Raw genomic sequence first — 26,751 nt, 5'->3', positions numbered from 1 at the left:
TCTAAAGCCTGTTCGCATGAAAGCAAGCGAGTGGTTGCAAAGAACGCGGCGGCACAGCCAACGCCATGCCGCCTTCGGGTTCATCAGCCGCTGATCAGCGCTTGGTGAAAACCTTGTCGAGGATGCCGCCCTCGGCGAAATGCTCCTTGGAGAGCTTGTCCCAGCCGCCGAAAACGTCCTCGACGGTCACCAGACGCGTCTCGGGGAACTGCGCGGCATATTTCGCCTTGATGGTCTCGTCATTCACGCGGTTGAAGTTCTGGGCGAGAATGTCCTGCCCTTCCGGCGTATAGAGGAATTTCAGATAGTTTTCGGCAATTGCCCGCGATCCGCGCTTGTCGACGACCTTGTCGACAACAGTGACGGGAAACTCCGCCAGCAGGCTGACCGGCGGCACCACCGCCTCATACTTGTCTTCGCCCAGCTGTTTGCGCGTACCCAGCACTTCCGCTTCAAACGTGATCAGCACATCGCCGATGCCGCGCTCGGCAAAGGTCGTGGTTGCGGCACGGCCGCCCGTGTCGAACACCGGCACGTTGGCGAAGAGTTTCTTGACGAAATCCTGCGCCTTGGCCTGATCCTTGTTGTTGGCCTCAAGCGCATAGGCATAGGCGGCCAGATAGGTGTAGCGCGCATTGCCGGAGGTTTTCGGATTCGGGAAGATCACCTTCACATCGTCGCGGACGAGATCATCCCAGTTCTTGATGTGCTTCGGATTGCCGGCGCGCACCAGAAAGGCCGGCAGGGAATAATAGGGCGAGGAATTGTTCGGCAGGCGCGACTGCCAGTCGGCGGGAATGAAATTGCCCTTGTCATGCAGCACCTGCACATCGGTGACCTGGTTGAAGGTCACGACATCGGCTTCAAGCCCTTCCAGGATCGAGCGGGCCTGTTTTGACGACCCCGCATGCGACTGGTTGACGGTGATGTCCTTGCCGGCCTCTTTCTTGTAGGCCGCCGTAAAGGCCTTGTTGACCTGCTCGTAGAGCTCGCGCGAAACATCGTAGGACACGTTGAGGATTCCGGTCGGCTCCGCGGCTTTCACCGGTCCGAGGCCGAGCGCCAGAGCAACCGTGGCGTAGACGAACAGTTTTTTCATTGCATTCTCCCAAGCAGCCAGCACGGATCGTGCTGTCGAAATGAACCCAGCCCCATCCAACCCAGCGATGTCATAGGAGAACGGATATTTTTTCTGAGAATGCCGCCAAATCTCCGGGAGCGGAAGAATTGGAATTCCAACAATACCTTGCTTCTTAAAACTTTATTCCAAGAAATGACTAAAATGAAATATTCGCCCGGTCTATCCGGGCCGGTTCCGCAATCCGCTTCCACCCCGCGATGCCGCGAGGCAGCGTCGTGATCGAAAGCGCGGTTTACCAGAAGCCGCGATGCTGCCAGCACCAGAGGAAATCCTCCTCGGTCCAGTTGCGATGACGCTTGGCCGAGGCCTCGTCGCTGTCCCGCTTCTTCGCATCCCGTGTATCGGTATCGAGTGTTTCCGAGGCGAATACCTCACGCCACAGGCGTTCTGCCCGATTAAAGATGCCTGATACTTCACTGTACATTGCGACCTCCAGGGAACAATTGGGTTGCAGAGTGCAGCTGCCTCCAGGAGACAACCGATACCCGATGATGACCGGTTGTAAAAATTTGTCAACAATCACTACCTGTTTAATCGTGTATCGATTTTAACGCTTTCGCAACTTTCCGGGCGCTTAATTCTTAATGAATGATTATTTTTCAGAGCCTTAACAGCCATTTTTAAGACATTCGGCCGCCATGAAAAAACTGCATTTTTTAACGTTTTAGCACTAGAAAAAGTGACGCGAGGGACTATGACTGCATCTCATAGGGTGGTCAGGCAACAATCATGATTTCGCAGAAAGCCAAATATGCGCTCCGGGCGCTTGTCGTTCTCGCCAGAGCCGATGCCGAAAAGGCCCTCTTCATTTCGGACATCGCGGAAGAACAGAACATTCCGAAGAAGTTCCTGGAACAGATCCTGCTCGACCTGAAACATCAGGGCATCGTCATGAGCCGCCGCGGCAAGATGGGCGGCTATCTCCTGCTCAAGCAGGCGCAAGACATCACCTTCGGCGAGGTCCTCAGGCTGATCGACGGGCCGATTGCGCCCCTGCCGTGCCTCAGCAAGATTGCCTACCGGCGCTGCGAAGACTGCGACAGCGAGGACAAGTGCGAAATCCGCCATGTCTTCAGCGAAGTCGCCAATGTCACGCGCGGCGTGCTCGATAAGACCACGATTGCCGATTGCCTCGCCTATGGCGATGGCGGCAAGCTGGCAGCCGTGCTCGACAGCTAACCCCTCGGGAAACACCATGACCGCCAACGATCCGGAAACACTGGCCTTTTACGCCGATGAAGCCGTGCGTTACGCCAACCAGTCGCAGGCGCGCGCGTTTGACCATCTCGACGCCTACCTCGCCCTGCTGTCTCCCGGCGCCAGAATCCTTGAGCTTGGCTGCGGCGGCGGTGACGACACGGCCCATATGCTTGCCCATGGCTTTGCCGTGGTGCCGACGGATGGCTCGCCCGAAATCACAGCCGAAGCGCAGAAGCGCCTGGGCATCCCGGTGAATGTCCTGCAGTTTCAGGACATTGCGGATGAGAATACCTATGACGGCGTCTGGGCCAGTGCCTGCCTGCTGCACGTGCCGCGCGCAGGCCTGCCCGCTATCATCAGCCATATCAACCGCGCCCTCAAACCCGGCGGACGGTTCTTTGCCAGTTTCAAGGCCGGTACGGCCGAAGGCCGTGACCGCTTCGGCCGCTACTTCAACTATCCCTCGCCGGAATGGCTGCGCCAGGCCTATGGCGAAGATCGCTGGCACGATATCGATATCGCTGCGCTGATGGGCAGCGGCTATGACCGTGAGCCGACGCAATGGCTGCACGTCATCGCCACCAAGCAGCCCTGATCAGGTAAAGACAGCTTTTCCGATGACCGGCGTTGACGGCACCGCCACATCGCGCGGCTCCAGCATGCCCGCGTGAAACGCCATGTGCCCGGCATCCGCCGCCTTGGCGAAGGCTGCGGCCATGGCGACAGGGTCGGCAGCCTTGGCAACCGCTGTGTTGAGCAGGATCGCATCAAAGCCGAGTTCCATCACCGTGGCGGCATGGGACGGCCGACCGAGACCGGCATCGACGATGAGCGGCACCTCGGGGAAATGCCCGCGCAGGGCACGCAGGGCATGCAGGTTGAGCGGGCCGAGCGCCGATCCAATCGGAGCACACCACGGCATCAGCACCTCGCACCCCGCCTCGAGCAGGCGCTCCGCCACGACCAGATCGTCTGTCGTATAGGGAAACACCTTGAAGCCATCCGCTGTCAGGATCCGCGCCGCGTCGACCAGCGCAAACACATCGGGCTGCAGCGTGTCGTGATTGCCGATGACTTCGAGCTTGACCCAGTCGGTGGCAAAAATATCCCGGGCCATCTGGGCGGTCAGCACCGCTTCCTTGACCGTGTGGCAGCCCGCCGTGTTGGGCAGCACATGCACGCCGAGCGACTGGATCAGCGACCAGAACCTGTCGCCGGATTTGCCGCCCGCCATTTCGCGCCGCAGCGACACCGTGACGATCTTGGTTTCCGATGCCTTCACCGCATCCATCAGGATCGCCGGTGACGGATATTGCGCGGTGCCAAGCAGGAGGCGCGAGGACAGTTCGGTGCCATAAAGGGTCAGCATGGCTCAGCCTCCCTGCCGGGGGGTAAGTATTTCCACCCGGTCGCCTTCATTCAGCGCCACGGAAGCGCGCGCGGTCGCCCGCACCAGTTCGCCGTTGAGCGCGGTCGCCAGCCATTCGCCCTCATACTCAAGTTCGCCGAGCAAATCGGCCAGTGTTTTGGCCGCAACCTCGTGCGGCTCTCCATTGACGATCAGTCTCATGATCAAGCTACCTTCTCCGAGTCAAAAGCCATCGCCGCCGCCTGCATCGCCATGGCAGGCGCCAGCAAAAATCCGTGCCGGTACAATCCGTTGATGCTGATCACCCGGCCATCCCGCTCGACGCGCGGAAAATTGTCCGCATAGGCCGGGCGCACGCCGACACCGGTCTCGATGATCGCTGCCTCGCCGAAGGCCGGATGCAGGCTGTAGGCGGCATTGAGCAGTTCCATCATCGACCGGGCGGTGACCGGCCCCGTCGCATCGCTTTCGATCATCGTCGCGCCGACCATGAAGAGGTGATCGGCGCGCGGGACGATGTAGACGGGAAAGCGCGGATGGATCAGCCGGACCGGCCGGGCCAGCGCGATGTCGCGGGTTTGCAGGATCAGCATTTCACCGCGCACCCCGCGCAGATCCGGCTTGGCCGTGGAATAACCGGTGCAGTCGACAATGCGGTCGAATTTGCCCTCGTCCCGCTCGTTCTCAAAGCGAACGCCGGATGCGGCAAGCTTGGCCGCCAGGGCTGTCAGGGCGCGGCGCGGATCGAGATGCGCTTCGTCCCGGAAAAACAGCCCCCGGCGGAACCGCCCCGCAAGGTCGGGTTCGAGACTGCCCAGTTCCTGTGCGTCCACGCCGGCAAAACCCGAGGTGCGCGAGGCGAAACGGTCCAATTCCCCGGCATCACGCGCTGGCGCCAGCACCAGCGTGCCGTTGCGCACGACGCGCCCCGGCAGGGCCGCCTCCCACCAGGAGGCAGCCTTCAATCCGAGTTCCAGCACCTGTTCATCGGCACTTTCCCGCTCGCAATAGGGCGCAAGCATGCCGCCCGCATACCAGGAGGCGGTCGATGACGTGTCGCGGCGCGGGTCGAAGACGGTTACGTCCGCGCCCCGCGCCATCAGTTCATGCGCAGCGGTGAGCCCGGCCACGCCAGCGCCTTTGACAAGGATGCGCATCAGAACTCGTCACCCCCGACCGGAACGGGTACAGCTGCTGATTTCAGCGGCATGTAGAGATCACCGCCCTGCCGGAATTTTTCCGCCATGGCTGACATGCCCTCTTTCTGCGCTTCGGCGCGGATATCGTGGGAAATCCGCATCGAACAGAATTTCGGCCCGCACATCGAGCAGAAATGCGCGACCTTGTGTGCCTCCTTCGGCAATGTCTCGTCGTGGAACAGCCGGGCCGTTTCGGGATCGAGCGACAGGTTGAACTGGTCTTCCCAGCGGAACTCGAAACGGGCCCGCGACAGGGCATCGTCCCGCACCTGCGCCGCCGGATGGCCCTTGGCAAGGTCCGCCGCATGGGCGGCGATCTTGTAGGTGATCACCCCGATCTTCACATCGTCGCGGTTGGGCAGGCCCAGATGTTCCTTCGGCGTGACATAGCAAAGCATGGCGGTGCCGAACCAGCCGATCATCGCCGCACCGATCCCCGACGTGATGTGATCATAACCGGGCGCGATATCGGTGGTGAGCGGTCCCAGCGTGTAGAACGGCGCCTCGCCGCAGACGGCAAGCTGCTTGTCCATGTTCGCCTTGATCTTGTGCATCGGCACGTGGCCGGGGCCCTCGATCATCACCTGGCAGCCCTTGGCCCAGGCAATCTGCGTCAGTTCCCCCAGCGTCTCCAGCTCGGCAAACTGCGCCGCATCGTTCGCATCGGCGATGGAACCCGGCCGCAACCCGTCACCCAGCGAGAAGCTGACATCATAGGCACGGCAGATATCGCAGATTTCCTCGAAATGTTCGTAGAGGAAACTTTCCCGGTGATGATGCAGGCACCACTTGGCCATGATCGAGCCGCCACGCGACACGATGCCGGTAACACGGTCGACGGTCAGCGGGATGTAATGCAACCTAACACCCGCATGGATGGTGAAATAATCGACGCCCTGCTCCGCCTGTTCGATCAGCGTGTCGCGATAGACCTCCCAGGTCAGGTCCTCGGCGATGCCGCCGACCTTTTCCAGCGCCTGATAGAGCGGCACGGTGCCGATCGGCACGGGGGCGTTGCGGATAATCCATTCGCGGATATTGTGGATGTTGCGGCCGGTCGACAGGTCCATCACCGTATCGCCGCCCCAGCGGATGGCCCAGACCATCTTCTCCACCTCTTCAGCCATGGAAGAGGTCACCGCCGAATTGCCGATATTGGCATTGATCTTCACCAGGAAATTCCGGCCGATGATCATGGGCTCGAGTTCGGGATGGTTGACATTGGCCGGAATGATCGCCCTGCCCCGGGCAATCTCCTCGCGGACGAATTCCGGTGTGACATAATCCGGCACCGACGCGCCGAAGGAATTGCCGTCGCGCTCCAGCTGCGCCCGCGCCGCGTCGCGGCCGAGGTTTTCGCGTATCGCCACATATTCCATCTCCGGCGTGATGATCCCCGCCCGGGCATAGGCGAGCTGCGTTACGGCTTTATCGCCCTTCGCCCGCAATGGCCGGTTGCGCACCGGAAATTCCGGTGTCAGCCGTTCGCCGGTGACGAAGCCATTGTCCTCCAGCTTGACATGGCGGCCGTCATAGGCGGCAAGGTCGGTATGGTCGGCAAGCCAGCTTGCGCGGATGCGCGGCAGGCCCTTGGCGATGTCAATGGCAGCGTTGGCATCCGTATACGGCCCGGACGAGTCGTACACCGTCACCGGCGGCTCGCCCGCTGTCGGATGCACCGATATCTGGCGCAACGGCACGCGGATATCCGGATGAATATGGCCCGGTTTGTATATTTTGATCGAGGCCGGCAGCGGTCCTGCCGAAACGGTTGGGGTAATTGCGGTCATCATCAGGCTCCTAAGCAATCAAGCGTGGAAACCCAGTTCTGTGCCGGAAGGATGAAAAGAGATTGCGAATCCGGATACGGATGTGCCGAGGCTGACTCGCATGACTTTCGCACCGTCCCTACGCCAGTATGAACTGGATCAGGTTCAACGGGTCACTGCGCTGCAAAAGCCAGCAGAATCTCAGCCCCTTGTCGGGACCCCCCTGGTGAATATCTTGAATTGAACGCCCGATCCGCCATTTGTCAAGCGAATCGGTAAAATCGTGTGTGTGGCGCCCCGTCGATTCCGGGCGCCTTGACCGGATCAGGACGCGCGCAGCGGCTTCAACGCATTGCTCCACTTGAGCAATTCGCCAATCATGGTGTTGGCGCTCGCGGTCACCAGTTCATTGGCCTGGAAGACACCTTCATCGTTGATGAACTGCTGGTACGCCGGAACGGGAACGCCTTCGGGAATGGGAACCATCCGCAGGCCTGCGATGAGACCCTTGACCGATTCGACCGAGCGCAGGCCGCCCGACACACCGCCATAGCTGACGAAACCGACCGGTTTGTAGTTCCATTCCTGCCACAGATAGATGATCGCATTGGTCAGGGACGGCGGAGCGAAATAGTCATATTCCGGCGTCACGAACACGATCGCATCGCCCGCTTCGATCAGCGCGCTCCACTTTTTCGTGTGCGCATGCTCATACTTCCGGGCACGCGGGTGGTTGGGTTCGTCGAAAACCGGCAGGTTGAGATCGGCCAGATCAATCAGAACCGGCTCGAACTGGCCGTCCTGGCTGGCAAAATCATGGAACCACTTGGCAACCGGCTGACCGGCGCGGCCCGGACGGGTGCTGACGTGGACGATGTTGAGCTTGGGTGCCATTGAAAGGTCTCCATAAGGCTTGAATATCATGGAGCATGCATAGGCGCGGCGTGATGCGGCGCACAAGAAGGCACTTTTTTGAAACCGGGTAATATCGATGTGAAGACGATAGTTATGGCGGAGTCTTCACAAAACGAAACCCGCTCCAGCATGGCTCGCTGTGCGGGTTCTGTCGCGTTTTGCAAGGACCGGAAACTCCGGTCATTGATTATCGGTTGTTGCTGAAATCGCTGGAAGCGGCACCTGGACGGGCAACGCGTTCTTTCTTCTTCGGACCAGGAAGCAGACCTTCACGCTGTGCCTGCTTGCGCGCTGCCTTGCGGGCGCGGCTGACGGCTTCAGCCTTTTCACGGACACGGCGCTCGGACGGCTTTTCAAAAGCCTGGCGCGCCTTCATTTCGCGAAAGAGACCTTCGCGCTGCATCTTCTTTTTCAGGACCCGGAGGGCCTGTTCAACATTGTTGTCACGGACGAGAACTTGCAATCGTTTTCCTTACCCATGCTTGTCTCGTCTTGCGGGCGTAAGCGTCACAATCAGACAAGCGTTTGATGAATTACCACAACGGCAATCCCGAGAAGCGCGGACTTTATTCATTCCCGCGCTAAAAATCCAGTGCACGGGAGCAGTTTTACTGACATCCACTTCATTTCATCCCGGCAAATTCAATATTTCCGCCGGGATGAACCTGTCGCTTTGCCAAATCCGCCGTGTCGGACGGATTTCGGCGGGGAATCAGATGGCAGCGGTGATGATGATTTCGACGAGATAGTCCGGGGTCGCCAGCTTGGCTTCGCCGGTAGCGCGCGCAGGCGTGTTGGCCGGATCGACCCAGGCATCCCAAACCGCATTCATTTCGGCAAAGTCCTTCATGTCGGCCATCCAGATGATCGCCTGCAGGATCTTGGACTTGTCGGAACCGGCTTCCTTCAACAGGCGCTCGACCGAAGCCAAGACATCCTTGGTCTGCTCGGTGACGCTCTTGCCCGGTGTGCCTACCTGCCCTGCGAGATAAACCGTGTTGCCATGGATAACGGCCTGGCTCATGCGTGGACCGACTTCAATACGACGAATGCTCATGGAAAGCTCCTCTAGCAGTTTGGGTAGATCGATATGCGTGCAAGAAAAAAAAGGGCCATTCGGCCCTGTTCAAGGCGTTATAGTTGGGGCCCGCCGGAAAGCAACAGAAATCATCGGTTCCGCCCATGGTTTTCGTTTGCCCCGCTCCCTGAAGCGAGCGGCCGCAAGGGCTTATATCCTCCGTCGGCTGCACCGCTGTTAACCATGGGAAGGCGGAGACAAGTGATGCTGCGGAAACCGGCTGCTTCTGTCGCGATGTGTCTTGCGGCCTCAAGGCGCCGCTGCATACTCGACCATTCCATGGCTGCGGCGCTTTTGATGGCGGAAGCGTCGGGCGAATCAACCGCAAACCCTAAGAATTTGATTTTATACTTGCACAGCGGGGCAATATTAAGGTTATCTATGATAACATGACACATAATTCGACGGGAGCGATAAGTAATTGATATATCCATTCGTTGAAAACATAAGATATGGCGAACGATCTATACCATTCTGCATCGCCGATGAGATTGGATATCATTGGTATGTTGCAGCAGGAAACAATTATACTGGGTTTCGGGAGCGTTGCCTTTACTTTATCAAACCGGGCTCGCATGTTGTAGATTGCGGCTCCCATCATGGATTGATGACCGTGCTGTTCAGCCAGAAGTCCGGCCCCACCGGCAGGGTGACCGCCTTTGACGCACTGCCATTCAATGCGGGTGTCGTGCAGCGGAATGCCGAACTGAACGGACTGACAAACGTCGTGGCTCATGGCAAGGCCGTCGGGCAGAAGACGGGCACCCACAAGGTTTTGGCGCCGCACAGCAACGTCATCCTCAACGACAGCAATGTTCATGCTCCCGATGGTGACCTGATTGTCGACGTCATCGCTCTGGACGATGCGGATCTGGGCAATGTCGACTTCCTCAAGATCGACGTTGAAGGGCACGAGGTCGCGGCACTGAAGGGCGCCCGCAGCGTGTTGCAGCAGCTGCCGTTTCTCGACATCGAAATTCACAACATGATGCAGGTCGACGCGCGCGCCCATTGCTTTGCCATCATGGAAGCACTGCCGGCAGACGGGTATCTCTTTGCGATCGATGAGGAGCCTGAATGGCGCGAGGCGCATGAGATCGACATGAATTATCTCATCGGCCTGCCCAACCCTCACCTGCTGGCAAAGCCAAAACGGTGACTGTTTCAGAACCGCAGCAAAAGAAAAACCCCAAGCCATTGATATGACCTGGGGTTCTGATTGGTGGGCACAGTAGGGATCGAACCTACGACCCGCTGATTAAGAGTCAGCTGCTCTACCAACTGAGCTATGTGCCCGTCAGCCGCTTTGACGACCGAAGGTGGGGGCTCTATAACGGGGCAAAACCGGCCTGTCCAGCCCTTCTTGAAAACTTTATGTCAGCTTTGAACAATAAGTTGTTTAAACAAAAAGCTGTCCCTCCGCCGTCTTGACCGCCGAACCGCCGATACGCCCGCCGGCAAGCTTCTGGTCGGCGATATCCAGTTCCAGCCGCAATCGCGATGGGCGGCCCATTTCCTGGCCCTGTTCCAGCCACAGCCGCAACAATCCGTCGAGCGGCTGGTCAAAATGCTGGATGGCGCCGGCAAAGGCCGCCGTGGCGGAACCCGTTGCCGGGTCCTCGTAGGTGCCCTCGTCGCTGACAAACATCCGCGCATGAAAATTGCTGTCGTGCAGCGTCGTTTCGCGGCAATAGACATAGACGGGCAGCTGGCGCCCGTCGATCACAGGCGCTGCCCTTTTCATGGCGTCCTGATTGATTCGAATCCGCCCGGCAGCCGCCAGCCCGTGAATCGGGATCAGCAGGTAAGGCACGCCCGCATCCCAGACGGTCGGAACGTGATTCTCGAAGCCGATCTCCTTGGGTTCGAGACGCAGGGCATTGGCCAGCGCGATCCTGTCGGAATTGTACGGCACCTGTTCCGGCAGCTTGGGAAGATCGAATTCGGCAAACGCTCCCGCCTTGCTGAGCTTCACGCCGCAGCGGACGGGGCCGATCTTCTCTTCCAGGATGATCAGCGTTTCCTGATCGCTCGCCACATCGGGAAAGCGGGTTTGCGCCAGGGCAATGGCGGTCCCGACGGTCGGATGACCGGCGAAAGGCATTTCGTAATCGGGTGTGAAAATCCTGATCTGCGCCGTATGGGCAGGATTGTGCGCCGGCAGGACGAACACCGTCTCTGACAGATTGAATTGCCCGGCAATCCGTTGCATGGCGGCATCGTCCAGCCCGGCTGCATCGTGCACAACCGCAAGGGGATTGCCTGTCAGGACCTTGTCGGTGAAAACATCATAGACTTGATAGTGCCGGCCGCTCATTTGCATACTCCTCGTCAAACCCTCGGCGAAAGTAGACACTGGAGAGAGCTGTTCAAGATAAACCTTGTAACGGTGACATTCCAGCCTGCAGGCCATGCGATGCGTGGTTCATGGCCTGAAGTGCCAATCGCCAAAAGTGGCGAAGGTACGCGGCGTCGCCTCCCCCATCTCGCCGGCCGCCGAAATGGCACAGACCCCGTCCAGTTCCGGATCGGCCTGGGCGGCAATGGTGGCGCGAATGGATGCGAGCAGTTCATCGCCGGTCTGCCGGAAATAATAACGCCGGAACACGGCAATGCTCCGCCCCACCCTGACGAGATAGGCCATGTCGTCCACGTGCGATGCGGTGCCAAGATCGATGCCGGTTTCCTCGGCCACCTCGCGCTGGGCATTGCCGTCGAAATCCACCTGATCGCCCACGAGATCGCCCGCATCGAACGAGCCAGCCGGGAAATACACCCGTCCCGCCGCCGACGTCGTGGCGCCCATCTGCCCGGCAATCAGCCTGTTGTCGGCCGATACCATGACCCCGACGCTGAAGATGTGCCATGGCTTTGCAGCCGTGCGGTTGCGCTTCCAGTGCATCATCGTGGCAAAGGTGGTGCGCCTGTAAGCCGCGCTGAAAATACCGGCATCGATCCCGGCCTGTTCCGCCAGGAAGAACGAGCCGTCGAACAGCGTGGGATTGGCCGCCAATTCGCGTGTCCAGTTTGCGGCTATGTCAGCGCGATGCTGAACATCGTAGGCGAGAGGCCCCTCCTCCACGCGCACAATGGCCTGACGGATCGCGATGACGGCTGCTTCGGGAATGGTGTGCATGGGTCAGATGACGTTGAATGTGACGGCAACGGGGCAGTGATCGCTTGCCTTGGGGCGGTCCCAGCCGATCCGTGGAAACATCTCGACCTTCTGGTCCGGCGGGAAAATCGTGCGGTATGGCTGGCCGCGCCGGATGATGTCGGGCACAGCCTTGCTGTTGGTTCTGGCCAATGCGGGTGACGCGAGGATGTAATCGAGCTGGCACAGGTGCCGCTCCTCCGGGCCGCGCGTATGGTACAGCGTCCAGCGATCCATCACCGGACGCCGTTCCACCAGATTTTCGCAGAACCCGCCGTCCAGCAGCACGTCGACGCTGCTCGTCGCCTCGCGCACCGGATCGAATGTGTATCCGGCCAGCGAATCGCCGCCAATGACAATGCGTTCGCGATAATCGTTGAAATCGCCGCAGATCACCCAATGCTTGCTGGCCGAACCGCCGCTATCGGCAAACCGGTCCTCGATGATCCGCCGCACCGCTTTTGCTTCGGCCACGCGCACCGGCATGGAGGCTGTGCGCCCGTCCAGCCCGTTGCGCGGCGGCCCCATGGATTTGAAATGGCTGACAAACAGCGTCAGCGGCCGCCCGCCGATTCGCACGTCGATCTCCAGGCAGTCGCGCTTGAAAATGCGCTCATGCGGCTCAAGCCCGAGCGCTGCAATCTCGGCGTTGTACAGACCGAAATCATTATAGGTCACGTGGGCATGGCTGGTCATTTCGATGAATTCGATCGGCTCGCCGTGCCGGGTCTGGTCGCGCATCAGCACCGCCACGTCGATGCCGCGGCTGTCATTGCCTTCCAGCATGTATTTGTGCCGGTAGCCCTCACCGACCATCTTGAAGAGATAGCCGAACTCGAAGGCATTCAGCGCACCGATATTGTCGACTTCCTGCAGGCAAAGAATATCCGCATGGGTTTCGGCGATGGCAAGCGCCGTCAGCTGGCGCGTGTCGTCCGCATGGGCGATGGCCCGCGCCTGTTCCAGCTGCCGGTACTGTTCCTCGTCATTGATCTGGAACAGCTGCAGCGTCCGGTCCTTGTTCAGATTGTTCTTGAAGCCGGAGAAATCGAACCTGTTCATCAGATTTTCGACGTTGAACGTGGCGATGCGTACAGACATTCACATACCCTGAATTATGAAACCAATGGTCGAAGCAGGACGTTGTTGTGAACCTAGCCTGATTGGCGAACCACAACCAGTGCCGAAACCGTTACCGCAGGGATTTCCGCTTGGCGGTGGCGGCGGGGTGCGCAAAGGCCTATATTAGGGAAAACAGCATGGAAACGACGATGATGAAGACCCTGATCACAGCCCTCGCCGCGTTTGGCCTTGCCCTGACCCTCGGTCTTGGCACCGCGTCTGCACAGGTCCAGCCCTATCGTCCGGCCCCGCGCGGCAACGATCCGGTTCCACTGCAGCCGCTGATTCTCGGCACCGACAGCCCGGCCAACCTTGCCGGGCCCAACTGCACGGGCTCGGCGCGCTGCAACGATTTCCGCACACGCCGGCCCATCATCTCGCCGACGACCCGCACCCAGGCGCAGATCTGCCAGGACCGCTATCAATCCTACCGTGCCTTCGACAATACCTACCAGCCCCTGAGCGGGCCGCGCCGCACCTGCACGCTGCAATGAAAAAAGGCCGATAGATCGCTCTATCGGCCTGATTCTCGGAAAGCTCGAAGACCTTAGTTCTTGGCTTTGTCGACCAGCTTGTTGCTGCCGATCCATGGCATCATGCCGCGCAGCTTTTCACCGACTTCTTCGATCTGGTGCTTGTCGTTGTTGCGGCGGATAGCCTTGAAGCGCGATGCGCCGGCCTTGTATTCCTGCATCCAGTCGGAGGTGAACTTGCCGGTCTGGATGTCGGTCAGGACGCGCTTCATCTCGGCCTTTGTTTCGGCAGTGATGATGCGTGGGCCGGAAACGTATTCGCCCCATTCGGCCGTGTTGGAGATCGAATAATTCATGTTGGCGATACCGCCTTCATAGATCAGGTCGACGATCAGCTTCACTTCGTGCAGGCATTCGAAATAGGCCATTTCAGGCGCATAGCCGCCTTCAACAAGCGTTTCGAAACCGGCGCGGATCAGTTCAACGAGGCCGCCGCACAGAACAACCTGCTCACCGAACAGATCGGTTTCGCATTCTTCGCGGAAATTGGTTTCGATGACGCCCGAACGGCCGCCGCCGACGCCGCAGGCATAGGACAGCGCGAGATCATGCGCATTGCCCGAGGCATCCTGATGGATGGCGATGAGGCAGGGAACGCCGCCGCCCTTCTGGTATTCGCCGCGAACCGTGTGGCCCGGGCCCTTCGGCGCGATCATGACAACGTCAACGGTCTTCTTCGGCTCGATGAGGCCGAAATGCACGTTGAGGCCGTGGGCAAAAGCGATGGCAGCACCGTCGCGGATGTTGTCGGCGATGTGATCCCTGTAGATGTCGGCCTGCAGTTCGTCCGGCGTCGCCATCATCATCAGGTCGGCCCATTTTGCCGCTTCGGCAACGCTGACGACCTGGAAGCCGTCGGCTTCGGCCTTCTTGGCGGTGGCAGAGCCTGGACGCAGGGCAATGCGCACGTCCTTGGCACCGGAGTCCTTCAGGTTCAGCGCATGGGCGCGGCCCTGCGAACCGTATCCGATAATGGCAACCTTCTTCGACTTGATCAGGTTGATGTCTGCATCGCGGTCATAATATACGCGCATTGATTTCTTCCCTTCAGCGTTGCGTACAGCGGCCTTAAGCGGCCCCGTTGGTATGAGCTCCATACAGAGCGAAAAACTGCTGTGTCGCGCGCCGGGCCTCGCCGTCGATTGCCACATCAGTCAACTCGAACCGGTCGCCAAGCAGCAACCGGATTTGCACATCCCGGACGACCAGTCCGAAAAAGGTGCGAAATGCTTCTTCCGTATCGTCGAATGCCAGCAGCCCGGCTTCACGCCCGACCTCGAGCAGCGGCATCAGGCGGCGCGCCATGGCAAACGGCCCGTTCTCCAGGACGATGGCGCCGAGATCGCGCTTGTCGCTGCCCGCATGGCTGACGGCCACGCGATTGAGCGCCACGGAAATCTTGCCGGAGAGAACGCGCAGCCAGTCCGACGCAAAGCGTTCCAGCCCGCTTGTCAGCGATGCAAGATCAAGTCCGTCGCGCCTGACCGTGACGCCGCGCACCTTCGACGCCTGCCACTGGACCGTCGCGGTCAAGAGCCCGTCCCGGTCGCCGAACCATTTGTAGAGGGTTTCCTTCGAACAGCTGGCGCGGCGCGCCACGCTGGTCATCGTCAAGGCATCGCCCGCCTCCACCAGCAGGCCAAGCGCCGCATCGAGAACGTCGCGCTGACGCTCTGTCAATGGGCTGTCATTGGCTTCCGCAGCAGATTGCACGAGGCTTCTTCCATTCGCTTTCACGGCTTCATTTGCCGTACCGTACGTTACGGTTCGGTTCTAGAGCCATGAAAATCGTTTGGCAAGTGGGGATGAAAAAGATTTCTAGAACCAGGCTTTTTCCCGCAAACCGATTGGCCGGAACGGGTCGATCAGGGTACCCGATACCATCGATGCCAGAAGCTGCGGCGCTGGCGGAATGCGCGCCACGGTTGGAACCACCCAATCGCGTGCAAAGGGCAGCAGGGTCGAATCCGACTGGTAGAACGGGGTGAATGCCCGCGACAGGGCCTGGAAGCCGCGCACATGCGTCCGGCGGGAGGCGGCATAGGCGGACAGCGCCGCATCCAGCTCCGTGGAGGTGGCAAGGGCATGGGCGAGCGCCCGTGCATCCAGCAGCGCCATGTTGGCGCCCTGCCCCAGCTGCGGGCTGGTGGAATGGGCCGCATCGCCGATGACGGCGAGGTGACGCCCGGCGGGCATGGCCAGCGTGTGGTGGCCATAACGCGCCAGCGTCATATCGTCGAAACCGCCGATCTGATCGGTATAGGCCGAGCATTCCGGCCAGAGCGACAGCACCCGGTCCTTCCAGCTCTCGATCCCCGCAGCGCGCAGGGCCTCCGCTTCATCCGGCTTTGTGCTCCAGAAGAATGCCGCCATGTCATCGCCGCCCACATCGGTCCTGCCAATCGGCAGAACGCCGATCATCACGCCGGCCTTGCGGTAGCGCTGCAGCAGCGAGCGCGTGTCAAACCCCTCCCCCTGCCATTTCAGCGATGTCCAGAAGGCGCCGTACGTCAGGGGCTCCGGTTCGCAGGGATGGATGGCAAACTGCTTGAGCCGCGAGCGCGAGCCGCTGGCATCGACGACCAGATCGAAGGTGCCGATGCTGCGGCCGGTACTGGTCATCAGCCATGCCCGGCCGTTGCCCGTGTCCATCGTGACGACGTCGACATTGGTCTTGATATCGATACGCGCCTGCAGCACCGCCTGATACAGCACATCGAACAGGGCGGCGCGATGCACGGCAATGCCGTAGCGTCCGCTTTTCAGTGCGGCATACCGGACATCCAGCACCGCCCGCCCGGACAGGGCATCGGCACCGTAGAGCCGGTCGATCCGGTTGCCGAGCCCGGAAATGCTGTCAAACAGCCCGAGATCGCTGAGCACCGTCAGGCCGGTGGGTTGCAGGATGAGGCCGGAGCCGAGGGGCGAAGGGGCGGCAAACCGTTCGAGCAGTTTGACATCATGCCCGGCGCGATGAAGATAGAGCGCGGCGGCAAGCCCCGCCGGGCCCGCACCCACAATGGCAATCCGCTGTTTTTTCAATCTGACCCTGCCCGTTTGCTGCTACGGGCATACAGACGCGATGCGGGTCTTTCAACCCGATATCGCGTCTCACTGCTAGATGTTTACCTGGGTGCCGATCTCGACGACGCGTCCGGTCGGAATCTGGAAATACTCCGTGGCATCGCTGGCGGTGCGCGCCAGCGCGATGAACAGGCGGTCCTGCCAATGCGGCATTTCCGAACGGGCCGATGCTTTCAGCGAGCGGCGCGACAGGAAGAAGGAGGTGGTCATGATGTCGAACTTCCAGCCCTGCTTGCGGCAGATCGCCAATGTGCGCGGAATGTTCGGGCGCTCCATGTAGCCGAAGGTCAGCGTGACGCGCATGAACAGGTCGTTGATCGGCTCGATCTTGACCCGCTCGCTCTTCTTGACCAGCGGCGACGGCGCGGTGATGACCGTCAAGATCACATTGTTCTGATGCAGCACCTTGTAATGTTTCAGGCTGTGCATCAGGGCTGTCGGGGTGCTCTTGGGATCGCCCGTCAGGAACACGGCGGTTCCCGGCACCAGCGGTGGCGGGTTCTGCGCCATCTTCTTCGAGATCAGATCGAGCGGCACCTCGCCCTTGCGGGTCTTTTCGAACAGCTGACGGCTGCCGCGGACCCAGGTGAACATCACCAGGATGATGAGGAATGCCACCACGAGGGAAGCCCAGCCGCCATCGACAACCTTGATCAGGTTGGCGCTGACGAATGTCAGGTCAACGATGATGAAGCCGACGGTCAGGCTGACGGCCACCCAGAGGCGCCACTTCCAGATGCGGCTCATGACGATGAACAGCAGGATCGTCGTCACCAGCATGTTGCCGGTCACGGCAATGCCGTAGGCCGAGGCCAGGTTGGTCGAGCGCTCGAAGCCAAGGACGAGCAGGACAACCACAAGGCCGAGCAGCATGTTGACCCGCGGCAGGTAAACCTGGCCGGACTGCTTCTCGGAGGTGTGCTCGATGTTGAGGCGCGGCAGGAGATTGAGCTGCACCGCCTGGCGCGACAGCGAATAGGCGCCCGAGATAACCGCCTGACTGGCGATGACGGTGGCGGCCGTGGCCAGAAGCACCATCGGCAGCAATGCCCAATGCGGGAACATCTCGAAGAACGGGTTTTTGGCCGACTCGCCATGCGCCAGAATGAAGGCGCCCTGACCGAAATAGTTCAGGAGCAGACAGGGGAAGACGACCCAGACCCAGGCCGTGGCAATCGGCTTGCGGCCGAAATGGCCGAGATCCGCATAGAGCGCTTCCGCACCGGTCACCGCCAGGAACACCGTGCCGATGGTCGGGAACGCCGTTGCCGGGTTCTCGAGGATGTAATCCACCGCGTAGTACGGGTTGGCGGCGGCAAAAATGCTGATATCGTCGAACAGGTGCCACGCGCCGAAAAAGCCGATGGCCAGAAACCACAACAGGGTGATCGGGCCGAAAATCGTGGCAACGCGCGCCGTACCGAAACGTTGGACGGAAAACAGCGTCAGCAGGATGACCAGCGTGATGGGCACCACGAAGGGTTCCAGCGACGGAGTGACGATCTCCAGACCTTCGACCGCCGACAGCACCGAAATGGCCGGAGTGATCACCGCATCGCCGTAAAACAGCGACGCACCGACAATGCCGAGACCGAGAATGAGCTGCGGCCGGGATTTGAAACTCGACCGTGCCAGCGCCATCAGCGACAGGATACCGCCCTCGCCGTCATTGTCGGCGCGCAGCACGAAAAAAACATATTTGATGGTGACGATCAGGGTCAGCGCCCAGAAGATCATGGAGACAACACCGAGAATATCGGTCCTGCTCAGGAATCCGTCGAGCGATGCGGCATGAAGCGCTTCGCGAAAGGCGTAGATCGGGCTTGTCCCGATGTCGCCATAGACAACGCCGAGGGCGCCTAGCACAAGAACCGGAAATGCTTCTTTGTGATGCGGTTCCGGTTCATAGGCGGCGGTACCGTTTAAACAGTTCTCGTCGCCAACTTGCTGGTCACTCATACAGGTTTTCCCTCGCTCCGACAGCGTGGGCGGACGAGTTAGTCGTGTTGCACCGCAATATCAATCGCCATTTTAACATAGCTGTCATCCCACGTTATGCAAAAACGCATGGCAACGCAAATCCTGCACGCGAATCAACGCACTAGACTTGAAGCGCATTCATGAATCTTTCCACAGCCCGCGACATACCGTGCGTCAAAGCATCGGCTGTCAGCCCGTGACCAATGGAAACCTCCACCAGATTTGGCACTCTTTTGACCAGAGCAGGCAGATTGGCGACCGTCAGATCATGCCCGGCATTGACGGCAACACCCGCCTTCGCCGCCGCTTCCGCGGTCTTCGCCAGCCTGTCCAGCTCCAGCGCCTCGCGGCGCGGATCGTCATGCGCGCCGCCATAGGGGCCGGTATAAAGTTCGACACGATCCGCCCCGAGCGCCTTGGCGAGCGCCGGTGCAGCCGGATCGGCATCGATGAACAGGGAAACCCGCGCCGACCGGTGCTTCAGCTGCCGAATGATCGGCGCCAAGAAATCGCCGTCCTTCGTCAGGTCCCAGCCGTGATCGGAGGTGGCCTGCGCCGGATCGTCCGGCACCAGCGTGACCTGCTCGGGCTCGTTCTTGGCGACGAGATCGAGAAACTGCGCCGTCGGATACCCTTCGATGTTGAATTCGGCCTGCGGAAACTCGTCATCGATCAGGGCGCGGATCTCCGGCAGGTCGGAGAAGCGGATATGCCGCTCGTCCGGACGCGGATGCACGGTCAGGCCCGCAGCACCGCCGGCCAAGGCCACGCGGCCAAGCCCGATCACACTGGGCCAGGGCAGGTCGCGGCGATTGCGCAACATGGCGATTGCATTGAGGTTCACGGAAAGGGAAGCTGTCATGCTGAAGTCCAATGTTTTTTCTTGTCCTGATCTTTACAGCAGAAAACGAACATTAAACATTGGAATCTGGTCCGACCCGAAAGATGTTCGCAGGTCGGCCTCTCGCCTCGCAAGTTCTTGCCCGCAAAGAGTACGGTTTGATGAGCCCATCCGATTTTTCCTCGCCGGTTTTTGCCCAATGGCGCGCGCATGCCGCGTCCGACTGGTCTGCCTATGTCGACCACGCCTTTGTGCGCGGCCTCGGCGACGGTTCCCTGCCCGAAACAGCTTTTCTGCACTATCTCGTCCAGGATTACATCTTTCTGTTCCACTTCTCGCGGGCCTGGGGCATGGCTGTCCTGAAGGCGGAAAGCCATGAGGAACTGGAGCTGGCATCGGCAACGGTCCACGCACTGGTCAACCATGAAATGCCGCTGCATATCGAGATATGCGCGAAGGCCGGGATTTCGCGCGAGAGGCTGCTGCAGACCGACGAGGAACCGGAGAACCTCTCCTATACCCGCTACGTCATCGATGCCGGATTGTCAGGTGACTTCCTTGATCTCATTGCGGCTCTTGCACCCTGCGTCATGGGTTATGGCGAAATCGGCGCGCGTCTTGCAGCCACCGCATCGGCAGGCAATCCCTATCAACCGTGGATCGATGCCTATGCGGGCAAGGACTATCAGGAGGCCTGTCACGCGGTCGGACGGCTCATCGAAAGCAGTGTGCATGCCCGGCTTGGCCCGTCACCGCAAACGTCCGGGCGCTGGACGACGCTCAACCGCCGTTTCCGTGTGGCGACACGGCTGGAAGCCGGATTCTGGTCGATGGGGCTGCGCGGCGCCGCGCTTGCTGAATAGACCGGATCCGTTCAGCTCAGAGTTTTCAGCGCACCACCGTCAGCCGTTCGGCGGCGCGGGTGATGGCCGTGTAGAGCCAGCGGTCGCGCGTATCGCGGAAAGCAAAGCTCTCATCGAACAACACGACTTCGTTCCACTGCGAGCCCTGCGCCTTGTGGGTCGTCAGCGCGTAGCCATAGTCGAAATCGTCGTAGCGCTTCTTGGTCTGCCACGGAATTTCCGCATCGGGATCCTCGAACTGCGCCTTGAGCAGCTTGATCTTGGCCACGCCCCTGCCCGGCTCTTCATCCTCCGGCGCCACCAGCAGGTTGATGCCGGGTTTGACGGTCTCCCGCGACGAGGTCATGACCTTCCATAGCGAGCCGTTGAGCAGCCCCTTGGCCGGATCGTTGCGCAGGCACACCAGCTTGTCGCCCGCCTGCGGAAAGGAAGCGGAAAAACCTTTGAGCTCGCGCAGGCGCTGATTGTAGCGGCGGCGGGTGCGGTTCGTACCCACCAGCACCTGATCGGCGCCGAGCACCAGATCCTGCGTCACCTCATTCTTGGAGATGACCTTGGCCGCACCGAAATCCCCGTAGCCGAACTCACGCCCCTCGCGCACATCGAGCGCAAGCCGGAGAATGGGATTGTCGCGCGCCTGCCGGTGGATTTCGCTGAGCAGGAAATCCGGCTCGTGTTCGGTGAAGAACCCGCCGCCGGATATGGGCGGCAGCTGGCCGGGGTCGCCCAGCACCAGAATGGGCGTGCCGAAACTCATGAGATCGCGGCCGAGCTGCTCGTCCACCATCGAGCATTCATCAACGACAATCAGCTTCGCCTTGGAGACCGGGCTTTGCCGGTTGAGCGAGAAGGTCGGCGCGATGCTGGTCTTGCCGGTCGTCTCGTCCTCGACCGCCTCTTCGCCGCGCGGGCGATAGATCAGCGAATGCAGCGTCCGCGCATTGGCAGCGCCCTTCGAGCGCAGGACCTGCGCCGCCTTGCCGGTGAAAGCGGCGAACTGCACATCGCCGTCAATATGCTCGGCGAAATAGCGGGCCAGCGTCGTCTTGCCGGTACCGGCATAGCCGAAAAGCCGAAAAAGCGGGCTGCGCCCGTCTTTCAGCCATTTGGAAACGGCGCCGAGCGCCTCATCCTGTTGTGGTGATAATTGCATGGCCCTGACTGACAGGATTCGCCCGCAAAGGGCAAGGAAAATGGGTGAATAACACCTTATACTATAGATTATCCGGGTTCCCGGGCCGGATTTTACCCGCGCCGGAATAGCCGGTTTCCGTGTCGGTCATGCGGAATTCGTCGCCCTTCACCTGCAGGCGCCAGCAGACCTTCTGCTCCTCACCCTCATAGAGCAGGCAGAGCGTGTCGTGCTCCAGCGTCCACTCGCCCGCATAGGCCATGCCGTTGGTCAGCACCTTGTCCGGCTTGCAGCATTCGATCAGCTTGCCGCGCGATTTACCGTCGGCTCCGAGAAACTCGGTGAAATTGAACGGCGGCTGCGCCTTGACTTCGCCGGTGATGGTCGCGCCGGTCAGCAGCTTGCGCAGGTCCTGTTCGGTGGTTGCGGGCCAGGGCGCGTCCTGCGCCCGGACAGGTGCGGAAAAACTGGCCGCTGCCACAAGCATCCATGCAATCGCTGCGCGGCGGACCGTCAAAGCTCCATGCATCTCAAGACCTTTCCGGATCATTTTCCAGCCTGATCGGCTGACCATGCGGGGTTGCGTGGGCCGCACGTTGCCATGAAGCGGCGAGATCATCAACATCCGTCGACTTTGCCACGTTCTTGGCCGCAACGAGGGATTCCAGTGCCGCGACCCAGCGATGGTAGTAATCACTGCCATCCTCCAGCGCACCGGGCCGTTTCAGTTCGGTGGAGAGCGCTTGTGCCCACTCATCCCAGCCGAACAGTCCCCGGCTGTGCAGGGCCAGCACCATGGCGAAGGCTTCCGCCTGCCATGGCTCGGCAAAAACCGGCGCATCGATCCCGTCGCCCAAACCTTGCGAATGGGCGATCAGGTCACGCAGGCTCAAGATAGCTCTCCCAGGCGTCGATGCTGACGGTCAAGGTCGGATCGGCGCCCTCGCCCCAGATCTCCCCCGCTGTGAACACGACGGTGTAGACATATTGCGGGTTCTCGCCTTGCCCATGCGCATTGGTGTCCGGGAAGACGAAGCCCTCGCGCACAGCTTCTACCATGCCGGTTTTCCCGCGGGCGTAGCGCGGCAGCCGCGTATGTGTGTGCGGGTTGAAATTGCGGGTTCTGACGCGGTTCCCCGCCTGGAAACGCGGCGCCTGTCCGACCGGACGGTCGCAGGGACCGCCCTTCGCCAGAACGGCGGCAACGTTCTCCGCTTGCAGGACGCGCTTGGGCTCTGTTCCCTTGCCGAGCGCATGTCCCTGCACCAATTCCGCATCGGTCACGAAACCGTGGCGCTTCAGCAGCACTTCCAGCGCCTTGGTCCAGATTTCGTAATAGCTGGAGGAATAGTAGTCGGCGGGATGCAGGCTTTCGCGGGCATGGCGGCTTTCATCGATGTTCCAGTGCCCCATGGCTCCGGCAGCCAGGGTCAGACCCAGTGCCCGCTTTTCCCATGCCGCATGGAAATAGGGCTCGTCCTTCTCCGGATTGACCGGACCGAAGCCCATCTGCCCGCCAAGATCCTGCGGCCCGTTCATGCCACCTCCGGCACACGGGCGAGCCCCGTGCCGATCATCGAATCGCGCGTCACCAGCGTGGCAAGCCGTTCCTCGCTCCAGCCATCGGTGCCTTCCGGGCGCAGCGGTATGATGAGGTAGCGCAGCTCGGCGGTCGAATCCCACACACGGATGCTGGTGGTATCGGGCAGAACCAGATCAAACTCCGCCAGCACACCGCGCGGATCGATGACGGCGCGCGACCGGTAAGGCGGCGACTTGTACCAGACGGGCGGCAGGCCAAGCACCGACCATGGGTAGCAGGAACACAGCGTGCACACGACGAGATTGTGGGTTTCCGGCGTATTGAACACCGCCTGCATGTGCTCGCCCTGGCGGCCGGTATAGCTCAGCGACGCGATGGCTGCGGTCGCATCACGTCTCAACCAGGCATTGAATTCCGGATCGACCCACGCCTTGGCCACAACCTTCGCACCGTTGCGGGGGCCGACTTTGGTCTCATACGTCTCGACAATGGCATGGATCGCCTCGGGATCGACAAGACCTTTTTCGGTCAGGATGGTTTCGAGTGCCCGCACCCGTGCGGCCATGGGATCGAGTTCATTGTCGTGGTGGTGATCGTGATCATGGGACATGGTGGAAACTTATGCGCCTCCCGCATTTCGTGCAAGATCAGCGCAGCATCGGCCAGAGACTGGCGACAAGCAAGGCCGCCATGCTGATATTGAACCATTTCAGCCGCGCCGGGTCCGACAACCAGCCGCGCATGAACTGGCCGAAGGCCGCCCAGCTCGACACCGAGGGCACGTTGACCAGGGCGAAGGCGATGCCGACAATCAGCACCGTGGCGAGATAGGCCTGCGGCGCGGTATAGGTCGCCATCGCCGTCACCGCCATCACCCAGGCCTTGGGGTTGACCCACTGGAAGGCGGCGGCCTCAAGGAATGTCATGGGGCGCGCATTGCCATCGACCGTTCCGAGCGAACGCGATGTGGCGATCTTGTAGGCGAGATAGACGAGATAGGCGCCGCCCGCAAATTTCAGGATGGTATAGACGAGCGGAATGGTCTGGATCAGCGCGCCCAGGCCAAGACCGACGCCGATCAGCAGCGAAAAGAAGCCGCTGCCGATGCCCAGCATATGCGGAATGGTGCGCCGGAAGCCGAAATTCACCCCGGACGCGAGCAGCATCAGATTGTTGGGTCCCGGCGTGATCGACGTGACGAAGGCAAAAACGAGGAGCGTGAAAAAGATTTCGAGCGACATGACAAACCGGATCTGATGCGTGGGGAAGATTTAAGCTTCGGGTTCATGTCGCTCAATCGCAATCTTGTCAGGGATACAATTGCGTATCCCTGAGTCTGATTGCCGCTGAAGCCTACATGCCCTGCGGGCCGCGGTTCATGGCGGCGACACCGGTCCGGCAAATCTCGACGAGGCCGAGCGGCTTCATGATGGCGATGAACTGATCGAGCTTCGACCCCTTGCCGGTGATTTCAAAGATGAAATGCTCTGTCGTGGCATCCGCCACCTTGGCGTGGAATGCATCGGCAAGACGCAGTGCCTCATTGCGGTTCTCGCCAAGACCCGCCACCTTGACCAGCGCCAGCTCGCGCTGGATCGGCTTGTCATTGCCGAGTTCGTCGGCCCGAACGGAAAGATCGACCACCCGGTGCACCGGCACGATACGTTCGAGCTGGTGGCGGATCTGGTCGAGCACATGCGGGGTGCCGCGCGTCACGATGGTGATGCGCGACAGGTGCTGTTCATGCTCGGTTTCCGAGACGGTCAGGCTTTCAATGTTGTAGCCGCGACCGGAAAACAGGCCGATCACCCGGGCAAGGACGCCGGGTTCGTTGTCAACGAGAACCGATAGCACCGTGGTGATCGGTAGCTCTGTCTCCTTGGCAATGAAATATGCCGAGCCGGAGGCTAGATTTTGAGCGTTCATTTGGTGTTTCCTCTCCGATTTCTTAAACGAGCTGCCGTCCCTTGGCATCGATGGCATTGGCAACGGCTTCATCCGTGGCTTCGTCAGGCAGGAGCATTTCATTATGCGCCTTGCCGGACGGAATCATCGGGAAGCAGTTTGCCAGATTGGCCACGCGGCAATCGAACAGAACCGGTTTCTTCACGTCGATCATTTCCTGGATGGCATCGTCGAGATCGCCCGGCTTTTCACAGCGGATGCCGTGGCCGCCATAGGCTTCCGCCAGCTTGACGAAATCCGGCAAGGCTTCCGTATAGGAGTGCGACAGGCGGTTGCCATGCAGCAATTGCTGCCACTGGCGCACCATGCCCATATACTGGTTGTTCAGGATGAAGATCTTGATCGGCGCTTCGTACTGCACCGCCGCGCTCATTTCCTGCATGGTCATCTGCACCGAGGCATCGCCGGCAATGTCGATGACCAGCGAATTGGGATGGGCAATCTGCACGCCCAATGCTGCCGGCAGGCCATAACCCATGGTGCCGAGGCCGCCGGAGGTCATCCAGCGGTTGGGCTTTTCAAAACCATAGAACTGGGCCGCCCACATCTGGTGCTGCCCGACTTCCGTCGTGATGAAGGTGTCGTGATCCTTGGTCAGCGCATAGAGCCGCTCCAGGGCATATTGCGGCATGATCACGTCCTTGTTGCGTGTATAGGACAGGGACTTGCGCGACCGCCATTTGTCGATCTGCGCCCACCATTCGCCTATCGCCTTCTTTTCAGGCTTTTCGGACGAAGCGCGCCACAGCCGGACCATGTCTTCCAGAACCCGGCCAACATCGCCAACCACGGGAATGTCAACGCGAACCGCCTTGTTGATCGAGGACGGGTCGATATCGATGTGGATTTTCTTCGAGTTGGGCGAGAAGCCATTGAGGCGCCCGGTGATGCGGTCGTCGAAGCGCGCACCGATGCAGACCATGACGTCGCAATCATGCATCGTCATGTTGGCCTCGTAGGTGCCGTGCATGCCCAGCATGCCCAGCCAGTTCTTGCCCGATGCCGGATAGGCGCCGAGGCCCATCAGCGTCGAGGTGATCGGGAAATTGGTCAGCTCCACCAGTTCGCGCAGCAGATGGCTGGCCTGCGGGCCGGAATTGATGACACCGCCGCCGGAATAGATGACCGGGCGCTTGGCTGTCGCCATCAGGGCAACGGCCTGCTTGATCGCCTCGATATCGCCCTCGACCTTGGGACGATAGCTGGTGCGCGGCGATGTTTCCGGCGGCGTATAGAAGCCGGTGGCGAACTGCACGTCCTTCGGCACGTCGACGAGAACCGGACCCGGACGGCCCGTGCGCGCCACGTGGAAGGCTTCGTGCAGGATGCGCGCGAGATCGTTGACGTCCTTCACCAGCCAGTTGTGCTTGGTGCATGGACGCGTGATACCGATCGTATCGCATTCCTGAAACGCATCCGAGCCGATGAGCGTGGTCGGAACCTGGCCGCTGATGCAGACCAGCGGGATGGAGTCCATCAAGGCATCCTGCAGCGGCGTCACCGCATTGGTCGCACCGGGGCCGGATGTGACCAGCATCACGCCAACCTTGCCGGTGGACCGGGCATAGCCCTCCGCCGCGTGACCGGCGCCCTGCTCATGGCGAACCAGCACGTGATTGATCTTGTCCTGCTGATGCAGCTCGTCATAAATGGGAAGGACCGCACCACCCGGATATCCGAAAATGTCCGTCACGCCCTGATCGATGAGTGCCTGAATGACCATTTCGGCACCGGTCATCTCCCGTCGTTGCGATGTGTGGTTGTCACTATCCTGCTTGTCTGCGGTCATCGATCTCTTCCCGTGTATTCTGCGGCTCTCGGCCTTCCAGAAGGTGTTTTCGTTTAGCGTAAGGTTTGGAAATA

At 60.5% G+C, this 26,751-nt stretch carries 30 protein-coding genes, 1 tRNA gene and 1 riboswitch; of the genes, 5 read left to right on the top strand and 26 right to left on the bottom strand.

What is annotated here, in order from left to right; translation table 11 throughout:
* Positions 1–94: 94 nt before the first annotated feature.
* Together J1W56_RS08115 and J1W56_RS08110 are read right to left on the bottom strand one after the other, a co-directional pair.
* Positions 95–1,099 carry a sulfate ABC transporter substrate-binding protein gene (locus J1W56_RS08115; RefSeq protein ID WP_223612800.1) on the bottom strand — a complete coding sequence of 335 codons (1,005 nt, stop codon included), beginning with the start codon at positions 1,097–1,099 and terminating at the stop codon, positions 95–97.
* A gap of 274 nt (positions 1,100–1,373) precedes the next feature.
* Positions 1,374–1,565: a hypothetical protein gene (locus J1W56_RS08110; RefSeq protein ID WP_223612799.1), complete on the bottom strand. Its 192-nt coding sequence runs from the start codon at positions 1,563–1,565 to the stop codon at positions 1,374–1,376.
* 305 nt (positions 1,566–1,870) lie between these two features.
* On the opposite strand from J1W56_RS08110, the gene J1W56_RS08105 reads away from it, so the two are divergent.
* The gene (locus J1W56_RS08105; RefSeq protein ID WP_223612798.1) at positions 1,871–2,320 is read left to right on the top strand and encodes an RrF2 family transcriptional regulator; all 450 of its coding nucleotides are present in this window, start codon (positions 1,871–1,873) and stop codon (positions 2,318–2,320) included.
* A gap of 16 nt (positions 2,321–2,336) precedes the next feature.
* Complete coding sequence (locus tag J1W56_RS08100; RefSeq protein ID WP_223612797.1) at positions 2,337–2,936, top strand: class I SAM-dependent methyltransferase; 600 nt, start codon at positions 2,337–2,339, stop codon at positions 2,934–2,936.
* Here the strand turns inward: J1W56_RS08100 and J1W56_RS08095 are convergent, their stop codons facing one another.
* The 7 genes from J1W56_RS08095 to J1W56_RS08065 form a co-directional block, all read right to left on the bottom strand.
* Positions 2,937–3,710, bottom strand: a complete 774-nt coding sequence (locus J1W56_RS08095) for a thiazole synthase (RefSeq protein WP_223612796.1) — start codon at positions 3,708–3,710, stop codon at positions 2,937–2,939. It lies immediately after the preceding gene.
* Between the two features lie 3 nt (positions 3,711–3,713).
* Positions 3,714–3,911 carry a sulfur carrier protein ThiS gene (gene thiS, locus J1W56_RS08090; protein WP_223613463.1) on the bottom strand — a complete coding sequence of 66 codons (198 nt, stop codon included), beginning with the start codon at positions 3,909–3,911 and terminating at the stop codon, positions 3,714–3,716.
* Positions 3,912–3,913: 2 nt separating this feature from the next.
* On the bottom strand, positions 3,914–4,867 hold the full coding sequence (gene thiO, locus J1W56_RS08085; RefSeq protein WP_223612795.1) for a glycine oxidase ThiO: 954 nt from the start codon (positions 4,865–4,867) through the stop codon (positions 3,914–3,916).
* Complete coding sequence (gene thiC / locus J1W56_RS08080) at positions 4,867–6,699, bottom strand: phosphomethylpyrimidine synthase ThiC (protein WP_223612794.1); 1,833 nt, start codon at positions 6,697–6,699, stop codon at positions 4,867–4,869. Before thiC ends, thiO begins: the two co-directional genes overlap by 1 nt.
* Positions 6,700–6,796: 97 nt before the next feature.
* Positions 6,797–6,913, bottom strand: a riboswitch (TPP riboswitch).
* 89 nt (positions 6,914–7,002) lie between these two features.
* Complete coding sequence (locus J1W56_RS08075) at positions 7,003–7,572, bottom strand: NADPH-dependent FMN reductase (RefSeq protein WP_223612793.1); 570 nt, start codon at positions 7,570–7,572, stop codon at positions 7,003–7,005.
* Between the two features lie 208 nt (positions 7,573–7,780).
* Positions 7,781–8,056 carry a 30S ribosomal protein S21 gene (gene rpsU, locus J1W56_RS08070; protein WP_223612792.1) on the bottom strand — a complete coding sequence of 92 codons (276 nt, stop codon included), beginning with the start codon at positions 8,054–8,056 and terminating at the stop codon, positions 7,781–7,783.
* A gap of 249 nt (positions 8,057–8,305) precedes the next feature.
* Positions 8,306–8,650 (bottom strand): RidA family protein, encoded by a 345-nt coding sequence (locus J1W56_RS08065; protein ID WP_105732256.1) that lies wholly within the window; start codon positions 8,648–8,650, stop codon positions 8,306–8,308.
* A gap of 442 nt (positions 8,651–9,092) precedes the next feature.
* Here J1W56_RS08065 and J1W56_RS08060 point away from each other — a divergent pair, with 442 nt between their 5' ends.
* Positions 9,093–9,830 carry an FkbM family methyltransferase gene (locus J1W56_RS08060; protein WP_223612791.1) on the top strand — a complete coding sequence of 246 codons (738 nt, stop codon included), beginning with the start codon at positions 9,093–9,095 and terminating at the stop codon, positions 9,828–9,830.
* Between the two features lie 61 nt (positions 9,831–9,891).
* On the opposite strand, the gene J1W56_RS08055 is transcribed toward J1W56_RS08060, so the two are convergent.
* The 4 genes from J1W56_RS08055 to J1W56_RS08040 all read right to left on the bottom strand — a co-directional run bounded on the left by J1W56_RS08055 (position 9,892) and on the right by J1W56_RS08040 (position 12,926).
* Positions 9,892–9,967 (bottom strand) — tRNA-Lys (locus J1W56_RS08055).
* Between the two features lie 103 nt (positions 9,968–10,070).
* On the bottom strand, positions 10,071–10,988 hold the full coding sequence (locus J1W56_RS08050) for a PhzF family phenazine biosynthesis protein (protein WP_223612790.1): 918 nt from the start codon (positions 10,986–10,988) through the stop codon (positions 10,071–10,073).
* A gap of 108 nt (positions 10,989–11,096) precedes the next feature.
* Positions 11,097–11,807, bottom strand: a complete 711-nt coding sequence (locus J1W56_RS08045) for an NUDIX hydrolase (protein ID WP_223612789.1) — start codon at positions 11,805–11,807, stop codon at positions 11,097–11,099.
* 3 nt (positions 11,808–11,810) lie between these two features.
* Positions 11,811–12,926: an endonuclease/exonuclease/phosphatase family protein gene (locus J1W56_RS08040; protein ID WP_223612788.1), complete on the bottom strand. Its 1,116-nt coding sequence runs from the start codon at positions 12,924–12,926 to the stop codon at positions 11,811–11,813.
* Between the two features lie 158 nt (positions 12,927–13,084).
* Between J1W56_RS08040 and J1W56_RS08035 the strand changes: the two genes are divergently transcribed.
* Positions 13,085–13,441, top strand: coding sequence for a BA14K family protein (locus J1W56_RS08035; protein ID WP_223612787.1), 357 nt, complete (start codon positions 13,085–13,087; stop codon positions 13,439–13,441).
* Between the two features lie 53 nt (positions 13,442–13,494).
* Here J1W56_RS08035 and ilvC read toward each other — a convergent pair whose 3' ends face one another.
* From ilvC to J1W56_RS08010, 5 genes are all read right to left on the bottom strand, one after another.
* A complete protein-coding gene (gene ilvC, locus J1W56_RS08030; RefSeq protein ID WP_188343638.1) occupies positions 13,495–14,514 on the bottom strand; it encodes a ketol-acid reductoisomerase in 1,020 nt (339 codons plus the stop codon).
* Between the two features lie 34 nt (positions 14,515–14,548).
* Positions 14,549–15,193, bottom strand: a complete 645-nt coding sequence (locus J1W56_RS08025; RefSeq protein ID WP_223612786.1) for a TetR/AcrR family transcriptional regulator — start codon at positions 15,191–15,193, stop codon at positions 14,549–14,551.
* A 105-nt stretch (positions 15,194–15,298) separates the two neighbouring features.
* Positions 15,299–16,522, bottom strand: coding sequence for an FAD-dependent oxidoreductase (locus J1W56_RS08020; RefSeq protein WP_223612785.1), 1,224 nt, complete (start codon positions 16,520–16,522; stop codon positions 15,299–15,301).
* A gap of 75 nt (positions 16,523–16,597) precedes the next feature.
* Complete coding sequence (locus tag J1W56_RS08015; RefSeq protein WP_223612784.1) at positions 16,598–18,523, bottom strand: potassium transporter Kup; 1,926 nt, start codon at positions 18,521–18,523, stop codon at positions 16,598–16,600.
* 142 nt (positions 18,524–18,665) lie between these two features.
* Positions 18,666–19,406, bottom strand: a complete 741-nt coding sequence (locus J1W56_RS08010; protein ID WP_223612783.1) for a pyridoxine 5'-phosphate synthase — start codon at positions 19,404–19,406, stop codon at positions 18,666–18,668.
* Between the two features lie 140 nt (positions 19,407–19,546).
* Here J1W56_RS08010 and J1W56_RS08005 point away from each other — a divergent pair, with 140 nt between their 5' ends.
* Positions 19,547–20,248 carry a TenA family protein gene (locus J1W56_RS08005; RefSeq protein ID WP_223612782.1) on the top strand — a complete coding sequence of 234 codons (702 nt, stop codon included), beginning with the start codon at positions 19,547–19,549 and terminating at the stop codon, positions 20,246–20,248.
* A gap of 25 nt (positions 20,249–20,273) precedes the next feature.
* Here J1W56_RS08005 and J1W56_RS08000 read toward each other — a convergent pair whose 3' ends face one another.
* From J1W56_RS08000 to J1W56_RS07965, 8 genes are all read right to left on the bottom strand, one after another.
* Positions 20,274–21,401, bottom strand: coding sequence for an ATP-dependent DNA helicase (locus tag J1W56_RS08000; RefSeq protein ID WP_223612781.1), 1,128 nt, complete (start codon positions 21,399–21,401; stop codon positions 20,274–20,276).
* Between the two features lie 61 nt (positions 21,402–21,462).
* Positions 21,463–21,930: a hypothetical protein gene (locus J1W56_RS07995; RefSeq protein ID WP_223612780.1), complete on the bottom strand. Its 468-nt coding sequence runs from the start codon at positions 21,928–21,930 to the stop codon at positions 21,463–21,465.
* Entirely contained in the window at positions 21,911–22,273 is a 363-nt protein-coding gene (locus J1W56_RS07990; RefSeq protein WP_223612779.1) for a nitrile hydratase accessory protein, read from the bottom strand. The genes J1W56_RS07995 and J1W56_RS07990 overlap by 20 nt, the downstream gene beginning before the upstream one ends.
* Entirely contained in the window at positions 22,260–22,919 is a 660-nt protein-coding gene (gene nthB, locus J1W56_RS07985; protein WP_223612778.1) for a nitrile hydratase subunit beta, read from the bottom strand. The genes J1W56_RS07990 and nthB overlap by 14 nt, the downstream gene beginning before the upstream one ends.
* The gene (nthA, locus tag J1W56_RS07980; RefSeq protein ID WP_223612777.1) at positions 22,916–23,533 is read right to left on the bottom strand and encodes a nitrile hydratase subunit alpha; all 618 of its coding nucleotides are present in this window, start codon (positions 23,531–23,533) and stop codon (positions 22,916–22,918) included. The genes nthB and nthA overlap by 4 nt, the downstream gene beginning before the upstream one ends.
* Before the next feature lie 37 nt (positions 23,534–23,570).
* Positions 23,571–24,164, bottom strand: a complete 594-nt coding sequence (locus tag J1W56_RS07975; protein ID WP_223612776.1) for a LysE family translocator — start codon at positions 24,162–24,164, stop codon at positions 23,571–23,573.
* 112 nt (positions 24,165–24,276) lie between these two features.
* On the bottom strand, positions 24,277–24,849 hold the full coding sequence (gene ilvN, locus J1W56_RS07970; protein WP_091877790.1) for an acetolactate synthase small subunit: 573 nt from the start codon (positions 24,847–24,849) through the stop codon (positions 24,277–24,279).
* 22 nt (positions 24,850–24,871) lie between these two features.
* Positions 24,872–26,677, bottom strand: a complete 1,806-nt coding sequence (locus J1W56_RS07965; protein ID WP_223612775.1) for an acetolactate synthase 3 large subunit — start codon at positions 26,675–26,677, stop codon at positions 24,872–24,874.
* Positions 26,678–26,751 lie beyond the last annotated feature (74 nt).

Source organism: Phyllobacterium calauticae (genome assembly GCF_019991125.1).
Lineage (GTDB): Bacteria > Pseudomonadota > Alphaproteobacteria > Rhizobiales > Rhizobiaceae > Phyllobacterium > Phyllobacterium calauticae.
This window is presented reverse-complemented; position numbering and strand designations above follow the sequence as displayed.